At 37.5% G+C, this 24,551-nt stretch carries 26 protein-coding genes and 1 other annotated feature; of the genes, 1 reads left to right on the top strand and 25 read right to left on the bottom strand.

The window, feature by feature from the left end; all coding sequences use genetic code 11:
• Positions 1-677: 677 nt before the first annotated feature.
• The 5 genes from CBF33_RS05695 to CBF33_RS05675 form a co-directional block, all read right to left on the bottom strand.
• Entirely contained in the window at positions 678-1,679 is a 1,002-nt protein-coding gene (locus tag CBF33_RS05695) for an ABC transporter ATP-binding protein (protein WP_126762404.1), read from the bottom strand.
• Positions 1,680-1,723: 44 nt separating this feature from the next.
• Positions 1,724-2,362, bottom strand: coding sequence for an ABC transporter permease (locus CBF33_RS05690; RefSeq protein WP_170167758.1), 639 nt, complete (start codon positions 2,360-2,362; stop codon positions 1,724-1,726).
• Between the two features lie 139 nt (positions 2,363-2,501).
• On the bottom strand, positions 2,502-3,329 hold the full coding sequence (locus CBF33_RS05685; RefSeq protein WP_126762401.1) for an ABC transporter permease: 828 nt from the start codon (positions 3,327-3,329) through the stop codon (positions 2,502-2,504).
• Positions 3,322-4,113 carry an alkaline phosphatase family protein gene (locus CBF33_RS05680; RefSeq protein WP_126762399.1) on the bottom strand — a complete coding sequence of 264 codons (792 nt, stop codon included), beginning with the start codon at positions 4,111-4,113 and terminating at the stop codon, positions 3,322-3,324. The genes CBF33_RS05685 and CBF33_RS05680 overlap by 8 nt, the downstream gene beginning before the upstream one ends.
• Complete coding sequence (locus tag CBF33_RS05675) at positions 4,103-5,206, bottom strand: ABC transporter substrate-binding protein (protein ID WP_126762397.1); 1,104 nt, start codon at positions 5,204-5,206, stop codon at positions 4,103-4,105. The genes CBF33_RS05680 and CBF33_RS05675 overlap by 11 nt, the downstream gene beginning before the upstream one ends.
• Before the next feature lie 162 nt (positions 5,207-5,368).
• Between CBF33_RS05675 and CBF33_RS05670 the strand changes: the two genes are divergently transcribed.
• On the top strand, positions 5,369-6,148 hold the full coding sequence (locus tag CBF33_RS05670; RefSeq protein WP_126762395.1) for a PHP domain-containing protein: 780 nt from the start codon (positions 5,369-5,371) through the stop codon (positions 6,146-6,148).
• Positions 6,149-6,384: 236 nt separating this feature from the next.
• Here CBF33_RS05670 and udk read toward each other — a convergent pair whose 3' ends face one another.
• The 20 genes from udk to CBF33_RS05570 all read right to left on the bottom strand — a co-directional run bounded on the left by udk (position 6,385) and on the right by CBF33_RS05570 (position 24,550).
• Complete coding sequence (gene udk / locus CBF33_RS05665; protein ID WP_023607084.1) at positions 6,385-7,020, bottom strand: uridine kinase; 636 nt, start codon at positions 7,018-7,020, stop codon at positions 6,385-6,387.
• Positions 7,021-7,080: 60 nt separating this feature from the next.
• Positions 7,081-8,244: a tRNA epoxyqueuosine(34) reductase QueG gene (queG, locus tag CBF33_RS05660; RefSeq protein ID WP_126762393.1), complete on the bottom strand. Its 1,164-nt coding sequence runs from the start codon at positions 8,242-8,244 to the stop codon at positions 7,081-7,083.
• Between the two features lie 200 nt (positions 8,245-8,444).
• Positions 8,445-8,873, bottom strand: a complete 429-nt coding sequence (locus CBF33_RS05655) for a hypothetical protein (protein WP_126762391.1) — start codon at positions 8,871-8,873, stop codon at positions 8,445-8,447.
• 161 nt (positions 8,874-9,034) lie between these two features.
• On the bottom strand, positions 9,035-11,710 hold the full coding sequence (locus CBF33_RS05650) for a calcium-translocating P-type ATPase, PMCA-type (RefSeq protein ID WP_126762389.1): 2,676 nt from the start codon (positions 11,708-11,710) through the stop codon (positions 9,035-9,037).
• 249 nt (positions 11,711-11,959) lie between these two features.
• Positions 11,960-12,406, bottom strand: a complete 447-nt coding sequence (locus CBF33_RS05645; RefSeq protein ID WP_126762387.1) for a hypothetical protein — start codon at positions 12,404-12,406, stop codon at positions 11,960-11,962.
• A complete protein-coding gene (comGF, locus tag CBF33_RS05640; protein ID WP_126762385.1) occupies positions 12,393-12,836 on the bottom strand; it encodes a competence type IV pilus minor pilin ComGF in 444 nt (147 codons plus the stop codon). Before comGF ends, CBF33_RS05645 begins: the two co-directional genes overlap by 14 nt.
• On the bottom strand, positions 12,826-13,167 hold the full coding sequence (gene comGE / locus CBF33_RS05635; protein ID WP_280530233.1) for a competence type IV pilus minor pilin ComGE: 342 nt from the start codon (positions 13,165-13,167) through the stop codon (positions 12,826-12,828). Before comGE ends, comGF begins: the two co-directional genes overlap by 11 nt.
• Positions 13,139-13,594 (bottom strand): competence type IV pilus minor pilin ComGD, encoded by a 456-nt coding sequence (gene comGD, locus CBF33_RS05630; RefSeq protein WP_126762381.1) that lies wholly within the window; start codon positions 13,592-13,594, stop codon positions 13,139-13,141. The genes comGE and comGD overlap by 29 nt, the downstream gene beginning before the upstream one ends.
• Positions 13,591-13,887, bottom strand: coding sequence for a competence type IV pilus major pilin ComGC (gene comGC, locus CBF33_RS05625; RefSeq protein WP_126762379.1), 297 nt, complete (start codon positions 13,885-13,887; stop codon positions 13,591-13,593). The genes comGD and comGC overlap by 4 nt, the downstream gene beginning before the upstream one ends.
• On the bottom strand, positions 13,887-14,999 hold the full coding sequence (gene comGB, locus CBF33_RS05620) for a competence type IV pilus assembly protein ComGB (protein ID WP_170167757.1): 1,113 nt from the start codon (positions 14,997-14,999) through the stop codon (positions 13,887-13,889). The genes comGC and comGB overlap by 1 nt, the downstream gene beginning before the upstream one ends.
• On the bottom strand, positions 14,899-15,918 hold the full coding sequence (comGA, locus tag CBF33_RS05615; protein ID WP_126762375.1) for a competence type IV pilus ATPase ComGA: 1,020 nt from the start codon (positions 15,916-15,918) through the stop codon (positions 14,899-14,901). Before comGA ends, comGB begins: the two co-directional genes overlap by 101 nt.
• A gap of 112 nt (positions 15,919-16,030) precedes the next feature.
• Entirely contained in the window at positions 16,031-16,756 is a 726-nt protein-coding gene (locus CBF33_RS05610; RefSeq protein ID WP_126762373.1) for a YebC/PmpR family DNA-binding transcriptional regulator, read from the bottom strand.
• A gap of 74 nt (positions 16,757-16,830) precedes the next feature.
• On the bottom strand, positions 16,831-17,832 hold the full coding sequence (locus tag CBF33_RS05605; protein ID WP_126762372.1) for a YeiH family protein: 1,002 nt from the start codon (positions 17,830-17,832) through the stop codon (positions 16,831-16,833).
• Positions 17,833-17,921: 89 nt separating this feature from the next.
• On the bottom strand, positions 17,922-18,443 hold the full coding sequence (locus tag CBF33_RS05600) for an NYN domain-containing protein (protein WP_126762370.1): 522 nt from the start codon (positions 18,441-18,443) through the stop codon (positions 17,922-17,924).
• A 17-nt stretch (positions 18,444-18,460) separates the two neighbouring features.
• Positions 18,461-19,243: a 23S rRNA (guanosine(2251)-2'-O)-methyltransferase RlmB gene (gene rlmB / locus CBF33_RS05595; RefSeq protein WP_126762367.1), complete on the bottom strand. Its 783-nt coding sequence runs from the start codon at positions 19,241-19,243 to the stop codon at positions 18,461-18,463.
• The gene (locus CBF33_RS05590) at positions 19,230-19,643 is read right to left on the bottom strand and encodes a Mini-ribonuclease 3 (RefSeq protein ID WP_126762365.1); all 414 of its coding nucleotides are present in this window, start codon (positions 19,641-19,643) and stop codon (positions 19,230-19,232) included. The genes rlmB and CBF33_RS05590 overlap by 14 nt, the downstream gene beginning before the upstream one ends.
• Positions 19,644-21,062 (bottom strand): cysteine--tRNA ligase, encoded by a 1,419-nt coding sequence (gene cysS, locus CBF33_RS05585; RefSeq protein ID WP_126762363.1) that lies wholly within the window; start codon positions 21,060-21,062, stop codon positions 19,644-19,646.
• The gene (epsC, locus tag CBF33_RS05580; RefSeq protein ID WP_272158218.1) at positions 21,046-21,651 is read right to left on the bottom strand and encodes a serine O-acetyltransferase EpsC; all 606 of its coding nucleotides are present in this window, start codon (positions 21,649-21,651) and stop codon (positions 21,046-21,048) included. Before epsC ends, cysS begins: the two co-directional genes overlap by 17 nt.
• Positions 21,652-21,860 (bottom strand) — a binding site (T-box leader). It lies immediately after the preceding gene.
• Entirely contained in the window at positions 21,858-23,324 is a 1,467-nt protein-coding gene (gltX, locus tag CBF33_RS05575) for a glutamate--tRNA ligase (protein ID WP_126762359.1), read from the bottom strand. It overlaps the preceding feature by 3 nt.
• A gap of 95 nt (positions 23,325-23,419) precedes the next feature.
• Positions 23,420-24,550 (bottom strand): PIN/TRAM domain-containing protein, encoded by a 1,131-nt coding sequence (locus CBF33_RS05570; protein ID WP_126762357.1) that lies wholly within the window; start codon positions 24,548-24,550, stop codon positions 23,420-23,422.
• Position 24,551: the final 1 nt, after the last annotated feature.

Raw genomic sequence — 24,551 nt, 5'->3', positions numbered from 1 at the left:
ATCCTATTTCACCCTCAGGAATGTGATAATTGTACGAACAATCAGCCCTCTCATAATCATTTAATCATATTTCTAATTCAGTTTTACTTCTTATAACATCATATTACCTTTTTATACTGCGTCAATTTCCAAGTCGTTGTTCAATGTACATACCCTTTAAGTACTAATCTAAAAATTAACATGAAAGACTTATTTTACTATGTAACTATATCGCAAATAACAGCTTTATCACACTAATAAGAAGGTTACAAACAATATTGACTAACTCTTTTCGACAAAAATTTAAGCAGTACATTATAATTCTGTTGCTAATCTATCAACACAATGATCCTTCGCTTTTTATCAGTGTCCATACGATTACATATCAAAGTCTGCAAATAAACGTGTCTAATAAATGGAACTCAAGGCAAGCATCTAGTATCTTCAACAAGACACATGATTTCTCAACCAACAATGTCCATATTTTCATAAAACATATAGCTAAAAATATAAGATATCTTAGTATGCAGCATTTAATTCTACTTACGGAGAATAATCCACTAACACTAAAATAGAGACTTGACTACCTCTATCATTTTTAATAAATATTCGAGGATATGCACCATTTTAGTAAGTTAGTCATTAGTCAATTGCTAAACTTTATATATTTACGATTTATCTTCCTTATATCCAAACGGTCAAGAAGACGAAACGTCTATTAGATCCTCCTTATTAATATACACCACCATTTTTTCGTTGACTGAAAATACATGACCATCATTCAAAACATCAATATGTATAATTTTATTCGTTTTAGTTTTCATTTTATAACGTATAGTATTACCTAATAATTGTTTAGATTCATAACTCACTACTAAACTGACACTATCTTCTATGGGTTCAAATTTTATAACTTCTGGTCTGACAAAGGTTATTGTCTGATCATCTACTTTTGTCGCTTCAGTCAAATCATGCCTATCTATGAAATTATAGTCACCTATAAATTCTGCAACAAAACGATTAGAAGGTGAACTATACATAACTTCTGGAGTAGAAACTTGTACAAGCTTACCTTCAGACATAATATGAATTCTATCGCTAATCCGCATTGCTTCTTCTTGATCATGTGTGACAAAAATCATCGTGATTCCTAACTCTTTTTGTATTTTCCTAACTTCATTTTGCAGCTGTTTTCTAATTTGTGCGTCTAACGCACTCAAAGGCTCATCTAATAATAATAATTTTGGTTCTAATATAAGCGCTCTTGCTAATGCTACACGCTGTTGTTGTCCCCCTGAAATTCGTGTCACTAATTCATTTTTTAAAACAGTTAATTCTACTAAAGAGAGCATTTTCATAACTTTTTCTCTAATTTCGGTTTCAGAAATTTTCTTCACACGTAAACCAAAAGCTATATTTTCATACACTGTCATGTTTGGAAATAGTGCATAGGACTGAAATACCATACCAATTTCTCGATCCTGTACTTTACTATTTTGAATTTCCTTACCATCTAATAAAATAGTGCCTTGTTTTGGATTTTCCAATCCTGCGATCACTCTTAATAAAGTAGATTTACCACAACCACTTGGTCCTAGTAAGGTTACTAACTCACCTCTATAAATACTTAAGTCAATCCCATTCAACACTTCCTTGTTACTAAAAGAAAGATGTAAATCATTTACTTCTAAAAAAGCCATATCTTATTTTCTCCTGTCGTTTTCTTATCTAGCCAGTCCAGTTATTATGTTTCATTTCTTAGTTTTTTCGATAGATGATTAATTTGAAGACCCATTATTAGAATACAAACAAAGTAAAACATCATGACCGCACTAGCTAAATGTCCATTTTCATTCATTCGTCTTAGCATATAAATTCTAATGGTTTCAAATCTACCTCCAATTAATAAATTGGTTAATAAATACTCCCCAAAAAGAGCGGAAAAAATCATAACGCTCGATAAAACCACACCTATTCGAATATTAGGAATGATGACTTTAAATATTAGCGTCAGAGATGTCGCACCTAAAGTTTTACCAGCTTCGATTAATTGCTTCGTGTTAATTGATATTAAGCTATTATACAACCCAAAGTAAATAACAGGTATAGACATAACAAACAATGCGCCTGCTAAAACTATTAGCATCGAAACATTTAATTTAGCATACATTTTCAATAATGCGGTTACTAAAATCACACCAGGAATAACGTACGGCATTAATGACATGCCTTGCATATATTTATTTAAATTTGGAAAAGAGATAACAATTGTCAGAACAGTAGGCAGCATCACACATAGAATAAAGAGTAATACCGTAGTAGCTAAAATTAAAGAACGTAATACAGCTTTTATAAAGCTTATATCCAAAAACAATTGCTTCATCCATTGAACAGTCATTCCTGTAGGAAAAAATGTTTTTCCCCATTCCGTACTAAAAGCATATATTCCTGTCATGATAAATGGGAGAAAAAAATAAATAGCAAAAAAAACCAGTATAGTATAAGCATATTTCATGTTCTTTTTATTCATAATTTTTCCTTTCTACCCTTTTAATAAGTCTCTGAGATAGCAATACGGCTAACATCATTGCTAAGGAAAATAAAACAGATAAAGAACTACCAATATTCGGTTTAGCATACACATCTCCCGCTACGAGAGAGGAAATACGAATGGTTACTAAGTTAACGTTACTACCGACTAGGGCATAGGCTGTTTCATATGTTCCCATACCATTTGCAAATAAAATAACAAATGTATTAAAAAGAGCTGGGGCCATGAAAGGATAGACTATCTTACGATAATAGTACCACTTACTTGCTCCTAAAATTTCAGCGCTTTCTTGCCATTCTTTTCTAATTTTCTTCATAACTGGATATATAAATATAGTCGCCAAAGGTATTTGAAAATAAACATATGTTAAAACTAACCCTTGCCATGAATATAGATCAAACCCCATTAAAAAAGGGAATATCATTTTTAAAACACCCGCATTCCCTAATAAAATAATGAAGCCAAAAGCTAGTGGAATCCCTGCAAAATTCGCTGCCAAATTTGATAATAAGAGCCATTGCTCTTGTTTCTTCTTTGGCAAACTTAATAGTGCAGTGCAAAAAACAAGTGAACCGATCATTCCGAAGATACTTGAAAAAATGGCAATTAAACCACTATTTAAAAACGAACGATAATAATAAGGTTTAGTTAAACTCTGCATATAATTATAAAGTGTCCAACGACCACTAACGTCTTCTTGAAAACTTGAAATCAACATGTATACTAGAGGAATCACGAGGTATAGTAGAATAATGAAGCAAAAGGGTAACAGCCATATTATTTTTCGCTTCTTACACATGATATCCATTTCCTATTCCTAACATATTTTCTATTAATGACCGAACTTTTAATTGAGAAAATATCGTTTCTTTTAACTCTGGAAAGTCCTCATTAATAATAAACAGCGGTACTCTTCGATGATTCGATTGATTACCACCATGTAAACCAAACTCATCCATCCCATGATCAGAAGTGACGATGATTTTATAACCCAACTCATACCAGATTGGTATAAAGTATGCTAAAATACTATCCGCATGATTAACTGCACGATGATACTCCGCTGAATTCGCAGTATATTTATGTCCTACATCATCAATATTCATCGAATGAACAAGCATAAAGTCAGGTGTGTACTGGTTGATAATATGATGAGCATCCGCAAATACATGACTATCAGGATAATCATCTTCACTATAAAAAATACCATATTGAATCAACTTATCTTCATCATGTTGTATTCTATCTGTCAAAATATCATATGGACTATTATTATATAGTTCACTTAACCAATAGTAACCCGCTACTCCCGTAGTTCCGCCATTCTCCTGTACACTCTCAAAAATCGATTTTTGACTAGATTTTTGATGGTGCATGTTTGTGTACGTCTTATGTTCTAAAACACTCTTTCCTGTTAATAGAACCTCATAAAGAGGGCGAGAATTACTAGGCATTTCTGAAATAACTTTATAACAAAAAGCTTTTTTATGCTCTACTAAGCTAGCTAAAAATCCCATTTGTTTCGCTGCAACGTCATAACGGCAGCCATCTAAAATAATTAATATTACCTTGTTATTTAACATTTACTAATACCTCTTGTTGCCACATTTCTGGCAATTCAATCGCTGTCTGATCCCAGATTTCATTTGATTTTACTGGTTCAGCAGCTTGGTACTCACTATCAGGTAGCAACTTACTTGCAATCTCTTCAGGAATATCAACACCTTCTCTAATCGGACGAGCATAACCTTTGGCTAAGTTAATTTGCCCATTGTCTGATAAAATATACTCACGAGCTAGTTTAGCAGAGTTAGGATGTGGTGCATTTTTATTAATCAATGTAGTATATCCACTAATTACCGAACCATCTGTTGGTATGGTTACCTCAAAACGATTGGCTCCTAGTTGATCGCGAGCATTTAGAGCATTAAAATCCCACATAATAGTCACATCAATCTCACCTTTTTCCAAATTAGGAAGAGAAGCGTCTACCGATGACAATCTACCTGACGAAGCAATGTCTTTAAAAAAGTCCAACCCGGGTTGAATATCACTTTCGTCTCCTCCATTTGCGATAGCAGCACCTAGCACTGCAAATTGAGCTTGATTTGCTTTCGTTACATCTCCTACAGCGACTGTATACTTTCCTGATGCTAAATCAGCCCAACTCGTTGGTGCATCTTCTACATTATTTGTATCCGTCATAAAAGCAATGGTGCCCGTATAGCTTAGTAACCAATGTCCCTCTTCATCCTTAGCCCAATCAGGTATTTCATCCCAATACGATGTTTTATAAGGTAAAGTTAAACCTTTACTTACCGCTAACGGTCCAAAACTAATACCTACATCACCAATATCTGCGGTACCCTGAGCTCCTTCAGATTCGAATTTAGCTAACTCTTCTGCACTCGACATGTCCGTATCGACATGACTCAGCCCATATTCACTTGTTAAATCTTCCCATGTTTCTACCCAGTTAGCCCAAGTATCTGGCATACCAACACTCGCTATTTCACCTTCTTCTTTCGCTTTTTCTATAATTGTTTCTAAGTCGTCATCGTTTCTATTAGCCGCATCCTCTATATTTTCAGAACTATCATTGTCCGAACAACCTACTAAAGATAGAGTCGTAATAATCCCCAAAACCCAACCTCTATAAAACTTTTTCCTTTTCATTCAAACACCTCACTATATTATTTTTTACAAGTTAAGTGTAAATGTTTTTTGTAAATTCCATGTAAAATAAAAGTAATTTTTCTGAATTCTTTTGAATTTTATAATGAGTCAAGCTATAATCAAAACAAGATATCTAATTAAACTATAGTGAGGAGAAATTCAATGGGCTATTATGATCAACATGTGCACAGCTGTTATTCGTTCGACTCCACAGAATCTTTATCCGCTTATTTAGAACTAAACATGACTACTTTAGTTACTACGGAACATTTAGATTTTGACAACCCTTATGATGATTTTAAAAATAATCTTCCTGATTATCTAACCTATTCAAAAGAGATTGACAATTTAAATAATACGTACGATGGACACATTTTAAAAGGAATTGAAATAGGGTATCTAAACAAACATGCTAGTCAAATTAAAGATTTCTTACGTGGAAAAGAATACGATCTTTTAGTACTCAGTGTTCACCAGAATGGCCATCTCGATTATATGGACCCAGCAGTTACGCGATTAAATAAACGAGAAGTCGTCCACACGTACTACCAAGAACTCCTCACAGCTGTCACTGATATTCCTTATGCAAATATCTTAGCTCATTTTGATTATGGCGTACGTGCTTTAGAGTTAACTACTAGTGAGTTTCAAGATCTAGCTGAACCCCTTTTAATCGAATTATTTCGCTTAATTATTAAGCATGACATTGCTTTTGAATTAAATGGGAAAAGTTTTGTCACATATAAAAATAAGCACCTGTATGAATATGCCGTCCCACTTTATCAATCATTAGGCGGTAAACTTTTTTCAATTGGCTCAGACGCTCACTCAATTGATCAATATGAACTAGGCTTTATTGAAATGAAAAAACTCTTAAGAAAAAATGGTGTTCATCAGTTGGCTACTTATCAAAAACAGGCATTAAAATTAGTCCCTTTTTAACCATATTTTTAATGTGCAAAAGCTATTTTGATTTCTCTAAATCACATTCTTTTAAGTGGGTTAAGTTTAAAATATAAAATGAATGATGTATGTAAACTATCGTCTAGATGACAGAAAGATATATATTTATGATATCTAATTAAAGGCAAAAAAAGATGAAAGAAACAGGTTCGTTTCCTTCATCTTTTCACTTATTTGGCCTAAATTTCCTCATTAAAACAATTATCTTCTAACAACTAACGTGCTTCTAAAATACTCGCAATTTTTGTCGTCAACAAATCAATCGCTACTTGATTTTCGCCACCTTGAGGAATAATAATATCCGCATACTTTTTAGTGGGTTCGATAAACTGGTGATGCATTGGTTTTACTACACTGAGATATTGATGAATAACAGAATCCAGTGTGCGTCCACGCTCTTCCATATCACGCTTAATCCGACGAATGATACGAATATCATCCTCTGTATCGACATAAACTTTAATATCCATCAAATCGCGCAAGCGTTCATCTTCTAGAATTAGAATCCCTTCAATGATAATTACTTCTCGTGGCTCTTGATGTTCACACTCCGTACTACGCGTATGCGCATCGTAATCATAGACAGGTTTATCAATACTTTTATAGTTTAACAAATCTGTTAAATGCTCAATTAACAAATCTGTATCAAAAGCTAAAGGATGATCATAGTTCGTTTTTAATCGCTCTTCAAACGATAAATGACTCTGATCTTTATAATAAGAATCTTGTTCAAACAAGACTATCGAATGATCGTCTGTAAATTCTTTTAAAAGGGCTCGACTTACACTTGTCTTCCCACTTCCTGAACCACCCGTTACCCCTATTAAAACAGGGCGCTTTTTATTTTTCATGCGTCGCTTACCTCTTTCATCACTTGTCTGTTATTATATTAGACTATCTAATGCGAACAATCAACGTTTTTTATCATCGATTTTCCAATTGTTTAAGACCTTCGTAATTTCTAAACGCGCTTCTTCATTTTCTTCCTTTTCAAATCGTTCTAATAAAAAAGAAACAAGAGCATCGTTCGATGGTGAACCAATTTTACCAATCGACCAGTAAGCCGTCCCACGTATTTCTGGGCGGGGATCTTCTTCCGCACATGCTAGTAAATTTGGCAAAGCACTCGTTTGTTTCGCATTGCCAAGTGCGATAATAGCATTACGTTGAATAGGTTTCTTCCCACGCCACGACCCAGCTAAATAACCAAATTGTTCTTTAAACTCACGATTACTTATCGTCAATAACGGTGTTAATAGTGGTGTCACGACTTCTGGATCAGGCTCCATTTCTTCATGAAAATGAAAATCTTTGCCCTTGTTAAACGGACAAACTTGCTGACAAATATCACACCCATAGATGACAGTTCGGATTTTCTCTCGATACTCCTCCGGCATCATTCCACGCGTTTGCGTTTGATAAGATAGACAACGCTGACCATTCATCCGACCGTCTCCTAGTAGCGCACTAGTTGGGCAAAAATCAATACACTTTGTACAGCTGCCACATTGATTTTCAATCGGTGTATCTGGTTCAAAAGGGATATTCGTAATAATTTCACCTAAATAAACGTAAGATCCAAATTCTTCCGTGATTAACAAACCATTTTTTCCAATAAAACCCAGCCCTGCTCGTTGTGCCACAGCTACGTCAATCAATTCCCCCGTATCGACCATGGGTTTAAATGAAAGTTCTGCAGAGTTAGGCGCGACTTCTTCAATAAAGGCAATTAATTTTGCCATACGGTCTCGCAAAATATCATGATAGTCTGTCCCCCAAGAAGCACGGGCGAAACTACCTCGTCGTTCACCTCTCACACGAGGGGCTTTCTCTTTTATTTTAGTAGGATAAGCTAAAGCAATCGAGATAATCGAAGCGGGTTTATCAAATATTTTATCCGGATAAAGACGTTCCTCAATCACTGGATGTTCAAAGCCTGTCGTATGTCCCGCAGCTTTTTGTTCATGAAGACTTTCTTCTAAGTGAGCAAATGGACTAGCATCCGTAAAGCCAATCTTATCAATCCCTATCTTCTTACTCTCTGCTATAATTTGTTTTTTTAACGTCGCTGTCATATTCAAACCTCACTTTACTAGTCATGTCATTTAACTTATTTTATCATAACACAAAAAAACCACTGCTAATCATATCAGCAGTGGAAAAAGGAGTATTTTACTCTTTAGGATGAGAGTAAAATGAAAAATAAAAAGGTTGTTGTTGGTTATACATACATCATACACGGCTTCGCATGAATTGTCCAGTAAAAAAACAAGGGTTATTTTAAAAGTAATTGCGTCATGCGTTGAATACAAAAAGCAATCGTATCCGTTTCTGCATCTTGTTTTGTTTCTGATTCATTAAATTGATTCACATCTACTGACTCATCTGTTATCGATTCTACCATCGACTGGCACGCCAAAACATACTGACTATAAGCTTTTTCTAGCTTTTTATGGATTCCTAGAACTCTTGCTGGCGGACGTAAGTCTTTAATGATAGCTAGTTGTGCTTCATACACAGCCGTCCCTTTCGCAAAGGCAGCTTTAATCTCTTCATATTGAGAAGATGTAAGTTCTGATAACGTATCTTCATCAATCGCTCCTCTAAGTGTTTCAAAAAACGGATTCATTTCTTCACCCGTTTGCTCAGTCAATGTCACAATATCATTAATTTTTTGAACATAGTAAGTTAAATTTCCTCGCATTTTTCTTGCCTCATCTTTCTTTTCTTTTGCCTACTTACTATATCAAATTTTACAGTGGTCACGCAATCATTCGCATCACTTTTTTAGCCTTATTAGCCTAATAAAAAACTGACATCCGTTTCTCAACGAATGTCAGTCAAAATTATCTTATTCTGTACTCTTTATTTATATAACGTCTTGCGCTGGAAGAACTTCACAATTTCTACAATCGGGATAATTGAGAAGGATGCTCCGGCAACGACTGCCCATTGATGTGTATCCAAATGAGCGACTTCGAATAAATCATTAAATCCTGGAATCACAATCGTAATGGCTAATAGAATGAACGATAACAAAATAGCATAGTTAAAGCTCTTATTTCTAAATGGCCCCACTTTAAAGAGTGACTGGTGGACAGATTTTACGTTAAAGGCATGGAATAATTGAATCAAGCCTAATGTCGCAAAGGACATTGTTAACGCATCAGCATGGATTTCATTGTATGTTTGATGAACAGGGTACGCAATCGCGAATAAGTAAACGCCTAACGTAATGCCTGCCTCTAAAATCCCTTGATAAATAATGCTGCTTAACACACCACCTGAGAAGAAGTTTGAATTACGACCGCGTGGTTTTTGTTGCATCACATTTCGTTCAGCTGGTTCTAAACCAAGGGCAATCGCTGGGAAGGTATCCGTTACCACGTTAATCCATAATAGATGAACAGGTAGTAGCGTATCCCAACCTAGTAAGGTCGCGATAAATAGTGTTAAAACTTCCCCTAAGTTTGCAGCCAGTAAGTATTGAATCGTTTTTTGAATGTTTGAGAAGACTTTACGTCCTTCTTCAACTGCTACGATAATGGTTGAGAAGTTATCATCCGCTAGTACCATGTCACTAGCACCTTTTGAAACTTCCGTTCCGGTAATTCCCATACCAATCCCAATATCAGCTGTTTTTAAAGCAGGCGCGTCGTTGACACCGTCTCCCGTCATCGCCACTACTTTACCTTCAGTTTGCCATGCTTTAACAATTCTTACTTTATGTTCAGGTGACACGCGCGCATATACTGAAAATTCATGAACGCGTTTAGCAAATTCATCATCTGACATTTCATTTAACTGAGCCCCTGTAATAACAGCTTCATGTTGGTTTTCTTCAATAATACCTAAGCGAATTGCAATCGCTTCGGCAGTATCACGGTGGTCACCTGTAATCATCACAGGACGAATCCCCGCTTGTTTTGCCACATGAACGGCTTCAGCTGCTTCTTCACGTTCTGGGTCAATCATTCCGACAAGACCTGAAAAAATTAAATCTTTTTCAATTTCTTCTGGTACTAAGTTTTCTGGAACATGGTCGACAATTTTATAAGCCATTGCTAACACACGCAGTGCTTGTTTTGCAAGTTGTGTATTGGTCGACAAGATTAAGTCACGCTGTGCATCGTCCATTTGACGAATATCGCCATTTACATCATAAGATATACAACGTTTTAACAATTCATCTGGTGCTCCCTTAGTTGCTACTAAGAAACGACCGTCAGCTAGTTGATGATAAGTCGTCATCAATTTACGTTCAGAGTCGAACGGCAGCTCTGCTACACGTGGCTCTTGTTTTAAGGCTTCACGCACATCAAACGCATGTTTCAGTCCAAATTTAATTAACGCCGTTTCTGTCGGATCACCAATTAACTCTCCTTCAGAAGAAAATTTCGTGTCATTACAATAGTTCATAATTTTTAACGTTAAATTATCCGTTGGAACTGTATCGCTTTCTGCATGAATTTCATTATTCGTAAAAATTTGTTCAACCGTCATTTGATTGACAGTTAACGTTCCTGTTTTATCTGAACAAATAATGTCCGTACTTCCTAATGTTTCTACCGCTGGTAACTTTCTTACTAAAGAGTTACGCTTAGCCATTCGCTGTGTACCAAGCGCTAAAACAATCGTAACAATCGCTGGTAATCCTTCTGGAATAGCTGCTACAGCTAATGAAACAGAAGTTAGCAACATTTCAACCCATGTCTTACCACCATTCATCATCCCTACACCAAACATCACCACACAGATGACTAAAATAGCGATGGTTAACCACTTACCTAACTCATTTAAGTTTTCTTTCAGTGGCGTATTCGTTTCATCTGCGTCTGCTAACATCGTCGCAATTTTACCTACTTCAGTGTTCATCCCGGTACCAGTGACGACACCTACACCACGACCATAGGTAACATTACTATTCATGTACCCCATATTTACACGGTCACCGATTCCAGCATCCACTTCTATCAACTGTTGACTGTCTTTTTCAACTGGAACTGATTCCCCGGTCAATGCCGATTCCTCAATTTTCAGTGAATTCGCTTCTATCAAGCGAATATCTGCCGGCACAACATCTCCTGCTTCTAGCAAGACCACATCTCCCGGTACTATTTCGGTACTTTTAACAACTTTGGCGTTTCCATCACGTAAAACATTCGCATTTGGCGTTGACATACTCTTAAGAGCATCGATTGCTTGCTCCGCTTTCGCTTCTTGTACCACACCAAAAATTGCCATCAATAATACAACTAAAATAATCATAATTGCTTCAGCAGAATCGCCCATAAAACCTGATAATACAGCCGCAACGATTAAGATAATAATCATTAAATCTTTAAACTGATCAAGAAACTTTGAAAATAAACTTTTCTTCTTACCCTGATCCAGTTCATTGGCACCATAAGCTGACAAACGCTTCTCAGCTTCCGCACTACTCAAACCTTCAGCAGATGTTTCCAGTTTTTTCAAAACATCTTCTTCAGTTTGTGTATAAAACGTATCCACTAATTGTTTCTTACGTTCATGTTCTGACATCTTTTTTCCTCCTATTTTCATGTATATTTTCTCATAAAAAAATAAAAAGAGACCTATGTATGAGCAATTTGTCCATACATAAGTCTCACTGTTTAAGACAACACCAGAAATTTCTTTCAGTGATGGTGATGTTGCCACGAACTAATCGCCAGTTACTCCCTTATGAGTTGATTCATCCCTAATTATACACGATAATGAGAATCTTGCAATTAATATGTTACGTTACGAGCTTGTATCATGCATGCACGCTCACTCATCAATATCATCTCTTGTCGAACATGTTTTCTCGGTTTCAGAAACGGTGGTTTGCTGCTTGACTGATTGTTCTTTATTTTCAGTATTTTCAGTATCACTTGTTTCTTCTGTATGAGATAACTGAGGTGGGGTATGATAAAAGCGCCGCGTTTCGCCTGTATTCAAACTCACCTCAAAAGACCATTCATCCGTATGTGGTTCAAATATCACGCGTCCTTTATTAAAGGTTAGCGTTTGGGCATGGGTAGCCTCTTGAGACGACACCCGTCGATAACTCAAATTAGCCAATGTTTTCATCTCATAAAAATGAACGAGCTGACTTAATTGAGCTTGGTGTTCACGATAAAATCCGATAAACTGAAAGACCACTGCAAAATAGATGCTAAGCAAGGCTAGTACAGTAAACAAAACCATCCCATCATAAGGCTTATTCTTTTTCATCAATTAACACACTCCCAGAATAGCGATGCCCGTCAGAAAAAGCGACCTCTATCATTAAACGACGCCCTTGCTTGTCAAGCGTCCACTTTTCTACATTCGTAAGTAAAACGTGATGTCCCATACCACTTCGCCTTTTTCTTACTTTTGTTCGATACCATTCATACTGAACGATAGCTTCTGAGCCACCTGACGTTTCTTCTTTAGTCACTAAGCGATTAGCTACAACTTGGCATTCCTTTTTATTTTTCAGTTCTTGTTCTAATTGTAATAAAAACGTTTGCCATTCATAGTAGTTTTGAGCTGTTTTAGGCTGAAAAAGCTCCGTTGTTTGAGCCATGATGGTTGAAAAAAAGTAAGTGCCTGCTATCAACAAAAGCATGCCAATCAAGGTTTCAAGCAACGTAAAACCTCTCATGCTACTATTTTTCATAAATAAGCCACTTCTCTACTGGGGAATGAGTTTCAATCATTATCCGCCCCTTTTCATGACTGCCAATACTCGCTTGAATATGATATTGTCTTCCGTCATTTGTAATAGTTGTATGCACATTATCTTCTTTCATCAGCCGTTGACTACTTTCATAGCCCAAACGAGCAGCGTCAGTCCTTCTTTGCCACTTTGCCGTCTGTTCTTTCATTTGAACGATAATAGGTAACAAACTGAGCATTACCAAACATAAAATACCCAAGCTGATTGAACTTTCCAGTAGAATAAACCCCTGAAATCCTATATTACCTCTCTTTTTTTTCAAGTTTCCCACTCCCCACGTTTACCGTATAAGTAATTGACTGTTTGTCGATTTCATTGTAAAAGTATACAGTTAAAGCAGGATGGGCAAGATTGCCTGTCGTTCCATTAAACATAATCGTCGTGTTCGATTGCATGGTAACTTCTGACGGCACCACCCAGCTATCAAAAACTCTATCACCTGTTAACTCAACCATTTCTGTTTCAATACATCTTTTTGACCGATTGAGTTTCAAACGAGCCGGCCGACCGGTTAACATCGCCATTTGCTGACATCGCTTATATACTGTTTCGAAATGAGTACAAAAGTCATGCACGTGATAACGTGCCATCCACTTTTGATAGCTAATGATAGGCCACCCTACTAAGATAAGCGTCAATGTTAAAACGATTAAAACCTCTAGCAGAGTAAAGCCTCCGAACTTATGATGTTGCTTCATCTAATCCCCTGTAATAAGTTTAATTCTTGTGCTTTCTTTATCTGCTTGTTATCTAAATACCCTTTATTTATTAAATTATCAACGCTTATTTCATCTGTTTCGTTAAATTGATACAACTCGATTTGCGTTTTAACAACTTGTTCAAATGCCGCGTCACTTTTCTGTTCTGCCTTTTTTCCATGTTCGACTAATTTAGGTGTTACTAACATAACTAAAAAACTAATGATTAAGATAACGACTAGCATTTCTAATAATGTAAAGCCTTGATACTTTTTCTTTTTTTTTGCTAACATTACTCCATTCCTCCTATTGCATCATACATTGGCAATAAAATAGCTGCATAAATCGAAATAATCAGTACTGCCACTACAATAAACACTAGCGGTTGAACCCACTGTATCCCTTTTTCTATTTTTCGCATTAACTGTTGCCACACGCGGCGTCCATAAATTTGCAATTCTTTTCCTAGCTTCCCTGTGACTTCCCCTTCTAATAAAATTAATTTAAATCCAGGTAAAACAAAATGCCAGGATTGAAATGGCTCACTCAACGATTCACCTGACTCTAATGCCTGACTTAACGTCGTCCCCATTTCTTTCATTAAAGGGGTACTCCCTTCTGCTTTCATCAACGAAAAAACATCCCGTAGTGGTAAGCCCAGCACTAATAACTTCCCCCACTCATAAGCAAAAAAAGAGGTAACATAGTCAGTTAGCCACGTGCCCAACAATGGCAAACGGCTGTATAAGTTCATCTTTTGGGAGGCCGTTTTATTTCTTAAAATATAACGACATAGCAAGAAAATCACTAGTCCTCCTAGTAACACCCCGATTAAAAAAGTCGGAGCATAGGTAATTACTTTTACGCCTAAATTATCACGTGGATTTTCAATAGAGGTTTGCAGTTGTGGTAATAACACCCCTCGCATAAAACCAAACATTCCTATTAAAAATATAAATAGAATCAATGGATACGTCATTACTTGATAAAACTTGCGTCGCTGTTTCTCGCTATCTCTCATTTGCTTAGCCACATGATGTAACGTCCCCACAAAATCACCGTGCCTCTCAGCAAAGTACAACTGTGCCACTTGTTGTGCAGAAAAACCAAGTGTTTTAAAGCCTTCGTATAGCGGATGCCCATTTTTCAACATGGTTTGTAATTGTTCAATAAACTGATGGGGTTCTGGCCAAATCTTTTGAAGAAATGACAAACTTTCTTGATAGCTAAAACCATTTTCTAAAAGCTTCGCTAGTAAGGACACAAAATCATAGCGAGCAGAGCGCTTTAAATGATACTGAGCGCTAGTGTTGAAATGCCAAGTACGTTTCTTCTGTAATATAGCCCAAAGCCCAGATTTTTTTGAGTCGTTCGTTCCAACGGTCTTTCGCTTGAAATATTTCACGAACCTCTCCTTTCTTTTCAAAAAAATAAGAATCATATAATACGCCTACCTGTTTAGTCGGGCAGTAGCCTGAACACCCCTTTTCACAGTATGGGCAGTGTATTGGCAATAATCGTTGATATGTCACTCCTTTTAGACACTGTTTCAATTCCTCAGCTGATACACCTAGCTCGATCAAACGTAGCCATACTCCTGGCCCATCACTTGCATGAACCGTCGAAAAAATAGTATGCCCTGTTAATGCGCCTCTTACAACAGCTCGAGCAGTTTGTTCATCACGTATTTCCCCTACTATCAATATATCGGGCCGGTGCCGTAAACATAGCTGAACAAGACGCTCATATGTCGCTTCGATTGCTTCGTTAATTTGTAACTGTAAAAATTCGGGTTGATCCATCTCAACCGGGTCTTCAATCGTAATCACTTGCTGATTTTCAGCTAGATGCTGGGCCAAATGATACATCGTCGTCGTTTTTCCAGAACCGGTTGGCCCTGAAAATAAATACAAGCCACTTTTTCGACTTTCTTTCAATAATTTTTGATACATTTTTGGCAAAAAAGTGATAAAAGTTCCACCATATTCAGCAGTATATAGAAAGCGAACAACCATTGATTCACGATTTTGATAATCTGCTACGGTAGAAAAACGTAATCTTAGAGCGACTTTTTCATCTAAAGGATACGTTGCTGAACCTACTTGCATTCGCCTTTTCTCCGCAACGTCCATATCCGCCAAGTATTTGAGATGAACTAAAACTTTTTCTCCTAATGACTGATCTATTTGGCGATAAAGACGTTGTTGATTATTTTGACGAAAAGTAATTTGGTAGCCTTTCGGATGAGGAAATAAGTAAATATCGCTAATCCTTTGACTATACCCTTCTTTTAATAAGTGATAGACTTGCTCCTGAACGTTCATAACTCCCTCCTCTCTTCATTATTTTCCCCATCTAACTAATAGATTCGCAAACTAAACTCAATAAACGACAAAAAAACCACAACGTGTAATGTTGTGGTTTTTTCGACTGTTTTTATAAATTAGCAGATGTGTAAACATCTGACACATCATCGTCTTCTTCAAGAGCATCTACTAGTTTTTCTAATTTCTCTAATGCTTCGCCTTCAACGGTCATCTCATTTTGTGGCACCATCGTTAACTCAGCTTGAGCTAGGGTAAATCCTTCTGCTTCTAAAGCATCTCGAACACTAGTAAACTCAGCTCCCTCGCAATAGATTTCAAAGACTTCATCTGATGTCAGTAAATCGTCAGCACCGACTTCTAAGACGGTCATCATCATCGTATCTTCATCTATATCTAGTCCTTCACGCTCAATCGCGATATAACCCTTACGATCAAACATATAACTAACCGAGCCAGTTTCTCCTAGCGAGCCTCCATTACGAGTAAAGGCAACACGCACGTTACTAGCCGTACGATTTCGATTATCTGTTAGAGCATACACTAAAATCGCTACGCCTCCTGGACCATAACCTTCATAAGTCACTTCATCATAATGCTCGCCCGCACCTGAAGCCGTCGCTTTTTTAATCGCACGTTGAATATTATCATTTGGCATATTCGCTGAGCGTGCTTTATCGAGTACTAATCGTAAAGATGGGTTTGTAGCCGGATCAGGTCCACCACTCTTTGCTGCCATGTATATCTCACGCGATAATTTTTGGAATATTTTTCCTCTTTTAGCATCTTGGGCATTTTTTCTGCCTTTGATGTTATTCCACTTGGAATGTCCTGCCATTCTCTACACCCTCTTTCTTTGTATTGAAACCTTCTATATAATACCAAATTTCCAACATTTTCGCAAAATAGATTTTAAAACAACCATTTAATTAAAAGCCACGCCATGCCTATTTGCATGCCACCTGTCAACAAGCCAAACATCATAGAACGCGGACCTTCTCTTACTAAATCTTTAAACTTCACACGCATGCCAATTCCTGCTAAAGCAATAATCTCAAATTGATTACTTATTTTTTTAGCAACGACACTTATTATCGACGGAACAGACACTAGCGTTACTACTAAGCATAATATCATAAATGTTAAAATAAACCAGGGTATGCCTACTCGCTTGGTTACATTATCTGTTTCTTTTCGAAACAACGGGCCGTCTTCTGCTGTATTTATCTTCGCAAATACCATCGCAACGACAACTAACAAGACAATACGTAACAATTTAAAGACCGTCGCAAACTGCGTCACATCGTCATTCACTAATTTAGCCGAAGCAATGACTTGTCCGATAGACTGTAATGTTCCACCAATCATGGCACTTGTTTGGACAGTGTCATGTTGATACAACCAGCCCGTCATTATCGGTAAAAACACCATTAAAACTGTTCCCGTCAAATTGACCGTTGTAATGGAAATCCCCTTATCTTTCTCATCAGCACCAAGAATCGGACTCACCGTTCCAATTGCTGATGAGCCACAAACAGCGTTACCTGCGCACATTAATAATGAAAACTTGCGGGTAAAGCCTAATAACTGCCCTAGCATAAAAACCGCCACAATCGTAAGAGTCATCTGAAGCACGATAAAAAGTCCACCATGCCAGCCAATCGCCATGACTTCCATCACATTGAGCGTCAAACCGGTCAAAGCAATGGATATTTCAAGCAATTTACTCTCAGAAAATTTTACACCTACATCTAAATTTTTTTGATTTAAAAAGGTATTACCACACGCCATTCCTAATAAAATAGCAAAAAGCGCTGCCCCTATCTGCGGTACTTGGCTTCCAATCATTTGAGCGACCAACGCAATCACTAAACACGCTAAAAATCCTGGTGCTATTTGTTTCACTCGTGACACAATCTCATCTCCTTTATCGTTTACTTATCCATTGTAACGTAAAAAAAAACTTAAGTAAAAGAAACTTTTCACAGCTTCTTTACTTAAGTTTAATTCGATAAATCATCTCTTAAGGACTCTAGTTGTTTCATATCTGACAGCGACCACGGAATATTGCGATTGTATCTCTTATATTGTGATTCAATCACTTCGTCACGAATTGACTCTTTCGTCTCACGCATGTCTTTATACAATTCAAAGGCCGACTTTCTCAAAGCTCCTTTTGAAAAAACTAACCACTGCTCAGCTAAATCACTCGTAGCCACTGTGATTTGGACAAAACGTGCCGCCCATTCTCCTGCGACACGTTCAATATAGCTATCAGCCGTTTCGTCTTTTTTAGTAAAAACAACAGTCAGTTCAAACTCTTGATACGTTTGTTGGATACCAGGTACAAACTGAGCATCAAATACGACCACGATTTCAATCCCACGAAACTTGCCGTAATTGGACAACTCAAAAAGCAGCAAATCTCGCGCGTCCGATAGCTTATCTTGATTTTTCAGTTTGACTAATTCCGGCCAAGCACCAATCATATTATAGCCATCTACGATTAAAATTTGGCGTTTCATCTCAGCTCCTCCTTTTTTTAATAACGTTTACGGTAAACTTCATACATCATAATACCAGCTGCAACACTCGCATTCAAACTTTGTACGTGTCCTGTCATTGGAATTGTAAGAACTTCATCCAGTTCTTTTTTCAAACCTGGTGAAATCCCTTTTCCTTCATTACCAATAACTAAGGCAATCGATCCTTGTACTTGCCAATGACGATAGTCAGTGCCTTCCATATCCGTACCAAACACCCAAAACCCTTGCTCTTTTAAAGTACTGATTGCTTGAGATAAGTTTGTGACACGAGCGACTGGAATATGCTCAACAGCTCCCGTAGAAGTCTTTGAAACAATTGACGTAATACCAACTGCTCGATGTTTAGGTATAATCACACCGTCAACCCCTGTCGCATCGGCCGTCCGTAAAATAGAACCAAAATTATGCGGATCTTCAATCCCGTCTAAAATCAAATAAAACGGCTCTGTTTTTTTAGTTTGCTCGATTAGTTCCTCTAAGCTCAAGTATTCATATGGCGTCACCCCTAAAACGACACCTTGATGCACACCATGATCCGTCAATTTATCCAGTTTTGATTTAGGAACCCACTGAACCGGTACTTTCATTTTTGTGGCCATCTGTTTTACCTCATCAAAACGACGTCCTGTTACATCTTCTTGAATAAACACCTTATTGCCGCGTTTTTCTTTTAGTGCTTCTAAAACGCCATAAAACCCCATCACGAAATCAGTCGTCTGCTCATTTTCTTTTGAGTCTACTCTGTCATTACGCGACATTCTTTTTTTATTTTTTACCATGTATTTCCTCCACTTTTTCAATACAATACGCGACTAATTCCTCTAAGCGTTGCTGTTGTTCCGTCAAATGTAAATACCCAAATAACGCCTCAAAGCCTGTGGAATGACGATAGGTCATCACGTCAGCATTTTTAGCCGTTGTATGACTTTTCGCATTTCGACCGCGTCGATAAATTTCTGCTTCTCTATCGGTTAAAATCGCTTCCTCTATCATTGACTTAATCAACCACGCCTGCCCCTTAGCCGAAACATAACGGGTAGCTTTACGATGCAACATATTTGGCTTCGTATTCCCCTGTCGAATCAAATAATCGCGAATCGCCACCTCATACACAGCGTCACCGATATAAGCTAACGCTAAACCATTTAGTAATTCAAACTGTTGTGTTGATTGACTCATTTACTCACGTCTCCAACGGGTGCCTTGTGCTGTATCTTCCAAGACTATCCCCTCATTTTTTAACAAATCACGAATCTCATCACTTCGAGCAAAATCGCGATTCGCTCTTGCTTCATTACGTTCTTGAATTAACCCTTCAATTCGTTCATCACTCTCTGTATCGGCTTCTTCATTTAATTCAATTCCAAAAATCGTCATCATCACCGTCAAACGTTCTAGTAAAGTCTTTAAAACCACTGCGGAAACAGCTTCTTTTTCTAAATAATGATTAATCCATGAAATAAATTCATAAATGACGGTAATACCATTTGCCGTATTAATATCATCATCCATTTCTTGAATAAACCGTTGCTCTATTTCTTCAATATAAGCTAACATATCTGCATCATCTGGCAACGCTTCTGCTGCAGTAGCTAAACGAAATTGACTGTTTTTCACAGCCAATCGAATACGTTGTAAATTACTTTTAGCACTTGCTAAAGTTTTTTCATTAAACGGAATAGGTCGACGATATTGAGTCGTTGCTAACGCAAAACGAATGACTTGTGGGTCTTCTTTTTTCAAGAGCTCATGTGCCGTGACAAAATTACCTAATGACTTACTCATTTTCTCTTGTTGCTCGCCCACTGTCACATACCCGTTATGTAGCCAATACTTTGCAAAAGGCTGACCTGTTTTCGCTTCAGTCTGCGCAATTTCATTTTCATGATGTGGAAACTGTAAGTCTTCTCCACCGCCATGAATATCAATTGTATTGCCTAAATGTTTTGTTGCCATGACAGAGCATTCAATATGCCAACCAGGGCGACCCGGCCCCCAAGGTGACTCCCAAGAAAGTTCTTTTTCATCTGCTACTTTTTTCCAAAGAGCAAAATCTAGCGGGTCTTCTTTCTTCAATTGCTCATCGCCTGTTCGCTGGCTCGCACCGATTTCTAAATCATCTAAAGACTGGTGACTTAGTTGACCATAATTTTCAAAAGAACGTGTCCGATAATAGACATCGCCATCCGATTCATACGCATGACCTTTAACCATTAGCTCTTCAATAAACGCAATAATATCTTCAATGTGATCCGTTACTTTTGGATGACAGCAAGCAGGTTGGACATTTAAAGCAGCTGTATCTTCTTGATATGCTTCAATAAAGGTTTCGCTTAAGTCTTTAGGTGACATCGCCTGTTCTTTAGCAGTGCGAATAATCTTATCATCGACATCGGTAAAGTTTGAAACATATTTAACAGGATAACCGCGATATTCTAAATAGCGACGAATCGTATCAAACGCGACAGTGCTTCGTGCATTTCCAATATGAATGTAGTTATAGACAGTCGGACCACACACATACATGGTGACTTCTTCTTTATTTTGTGGGATAAAAGGTTCTTTTTTTCTTGTCAAAGTATTATATAGTTGTATCATTTTTAGCCTCCTCTATAGCTTGTTTCTCTTTATCTATCCGCACGACTTTCGCCGGTAAACCAACGGCTGTCGCATACGCAGGAATCGATTCTAAAACAACAGCTGCTGCGCCAATTTTAGCAAATTCCCCAATTTCAATCGGACCTAATATTTGGACATGCGCTGAAATCATCGCTCCTCTTCGAACAGTTGGATGACGTTTACCACATTCTTTCCCCGTCCCTCCTAAAGTTACGCCATGATAGAGCTTGACATCATCTTCTATCACCGCTGTTTCTCCTATCACTATCCCCATGCCGTGATCAATGAACACTCGACGACCAATTTGAGCACCAGGATGAATTTCAATCCCAGTTATAAAACGCGAAATTTGTGAATTAATCCGTGCTAGTAATTTAAAGCCATGATTAAATAAAAAATGAGAAACGCGATGAAACCAAAGAGCGTGAATTCCAGGATAAGTTAAAATGACTTCCAAACTCGTTCTTGCTGCTGGGTCATTCTGCTTAATCGCCCGAATATCTTCTCTAATACGTCGCATAGCAAGACTCCTTTCTTGGTATAAAAAAAGCGTCTTTTGTTTATCCAAACAAAAGACGCTTTCACGTGGTTCCACTTTTTTTTGTCACCAAAAAGATGACCTTTCACGATAACGGTCGTTTGCCGTGCTTGACTACTAATTTTTCATCAAACCCACTTTAAAGAGGCATTTCCTACGATATCTTTATCTGTTTGCACCAACCACAGACTCTCTAAAAAAGATACATCGAGTACTTCTTCTTTATCATACGTGTTTTAAGCATTCATTGCTTCATCTAAATGTTGGATTGTTTTATCTTTTCCTAAAAGTAAAATAGTATCGCCTAATTCAGGTCCGTGCATTTGTCCTGAAACTGCTACACGAATTGGCATAAAGAGATTTTTCCCTTTAACACCTGTTTCTTTTTGGACAGCTTTAATCGCTTGTTTGATTGACGGCACATCAAATTCTTCTAACGCTAACATTTGTTCACGGAAGGCTTTTAACACAGTCGGAACTGTTTCGCCTGCTAAAACTTCTTGTGAAGCTGCGTCACGTGTAGGATGCTCATCAAAGAACATTTGACTTAAATCAATAATCTCTGCGGCATAGCTCATTTGTGGTTGATATAACGCAACTAATTTTTCTAACCATGCTTGCTCGTCAGCAGACAAGTTTTCTGATAGTAAACCTTCTTTAACGAAGAACGGATGACACATCTCGACTAAGTCAGCTAATGGCATTTTTTTCATGTATTGATTGTTAATCCACTCAAGTTTTTTCGCATCAAACGCTGCGGGTGATTTGCTTAAGCGATCAGCATCAAACATACGGATTAAGTCTTCTTGACTAAAGATTTCTTCTTCACCTACTGGAGACCAACCAAGTAATGCGATAAAGTTAAACATCGCTTCTGGCAAATATCCTAATTCACGATACTGTTCAATAAATTGAAGAATCGTTTCATCACGTTTACTTAATTTTTTACCTGTTTCACTATTAATGATTAACGTCATATGTCCAAATGTTGGGGGTGTCCAACCAAATGCTTCATAAATCATTAATTGTTTTGGTGTATTCGCAATGTGGTCATCTCCACGTAAAACATGTGAGATTTCCATTAAATGGTCATCCACGACAACGGCAAAGTTATATGTTGGCATTCCGTCACGTTTTAAGATAACAAAATCGCCACCAACACTATCCGATTCAAATGTGATTGTTCCTTTTACTAAATCTTCAAAACTATAAGATTTATTACGTGGTGCGCGGAAACGAATCACGTAATCGCGACCTTCTGCTTCATATTTTGCTTGTTGTTCTGCCGTTAGATTGGCACATGTACCCGCATAACGAGGCATTTCTCCACGCGCCTCTTGTGCAGCACGTGCTTCTTCTAACTCTTCTTCAGTACAGTAACATTTATACGCTAAGTTACTCATTAATAACTGTTCGATAAGCGGTAAGTAGATGTCTTTACGTTCTGATTGACGATAAGGACCATATTTTCCTGGTTTTTGCGGGGACTCGACCCAATCAATATTTAACCACTGTAAGTTTTCTAGCTGGCTTTGTTCGCCACCTTCAATATTACGTTTTAAATCTGTGTCTTCAATACGAATGATAAATTCCCCATCGTGATGTTTCGCATATAAATAGTTAAATAATGCGGTACGGGCATTCCCGATGTGTAAATGTCCCGTTGGACTTGGTGCATAACGCACGCGTACTTTGTTTGACATTGTTATTTCTCTCCTCCATGCTGTAATGAACAGCTTACGTCTAAAGTTTACAAGTATTTTCAGATTTAGTAAAGGAAGATTCCTTCATATGACTGTTATTTTTTCTTTTCCGAGTGATTTTCTTTATTCGTTTGATTAATACCCTTTTGCGCATGCGCTGGTTTTGCAAAAATCATGCGACCAGCTGCTGTTTGCAAGGCGCTTGTCACGACTACTTCGATTTCTTTGTTCATATAGTGTTGGCCGTCCTCTACGACAATCATCGTACCATCATCGAGATAGGCAACCCCTTGTTGACGCTCCGTCCCATCCTTAACGACTAAGACTCGCATATGCTCACCCGGAATCACAACCGGCTTCACTGCATTGGCAAGTGCGTTAATATTCAGAACGGGAACATTTTGAAATTCAGACACTTTATTAAGGTTGTAATCATTTGTCACTAACACGCCATCCAGTAGTTTTGCCAAGCGAATGAGTTTACTATCGACTTCGGTAATATCTTCAAAATCACCATCGTACATTTCAACATCGACGCTTTCTTCTTTTTGTAAAGCATTTAAAATATCTAAACCACGACGTCCACGTACGCGCTTCAAGCTATCACCCGAATCCGCGATAAACTGAAGTTCGTATAAAACGAAGTTAGGGATAAGCAATGTGCCTTCGATAAAGCCTGTTTTCGCAATATCATAGATACGACCATCAATAATAACGCTTGTATCTAATATTTTATAACGACGAAACGCCTCATCGGCTTTTCTCTCCAGGACATCCTCTTGATTACGACGATTTTTAGGACTAAGCATTTTACGCCACTCATCCATCTTGCTCGTTCCGATATTGAATCCTAAGAATCCTAAAATAACTAAAATAAATGCAGGTAACACGTTACTGATAAAAGGTATATCGATACTATAAAGAGGGAATGACCCGAGCACCCCTAATAATAAACCAATAATCGTCCCAATAGCGCCAAACAACAAGTATTGTGAGCTTTTTTTACTAATCGCTTCCTCTAATTTGCGTAAGGCTTTGAAAAATGAGGGACTAGTAACTAAGGCTAAGACTAAAAATATTAACGCCCCAATCACACCATTGGTAAAAGGATTATTAATGGTTTTATTTAACTCTAAATCAATCAGAGCCCACGCCGCAGGTAGCATGGTCACACCTAAACTAACGCCTGCTATGACAAAAAGTAAATTATAGACTTTCTTTAACATT

This window comes from Vagococcus lutrae (genome assembly GCF_003987555.1).
GTDB lineage: Bacteria > Bacillota > Bacilli > Lactobacillales > Vagococcaceae > Vagococcus_A > Vagococcus_A lutrae.
This window is presented reverse-complemented; position numbering and strand designations above follow the sequence as displayed.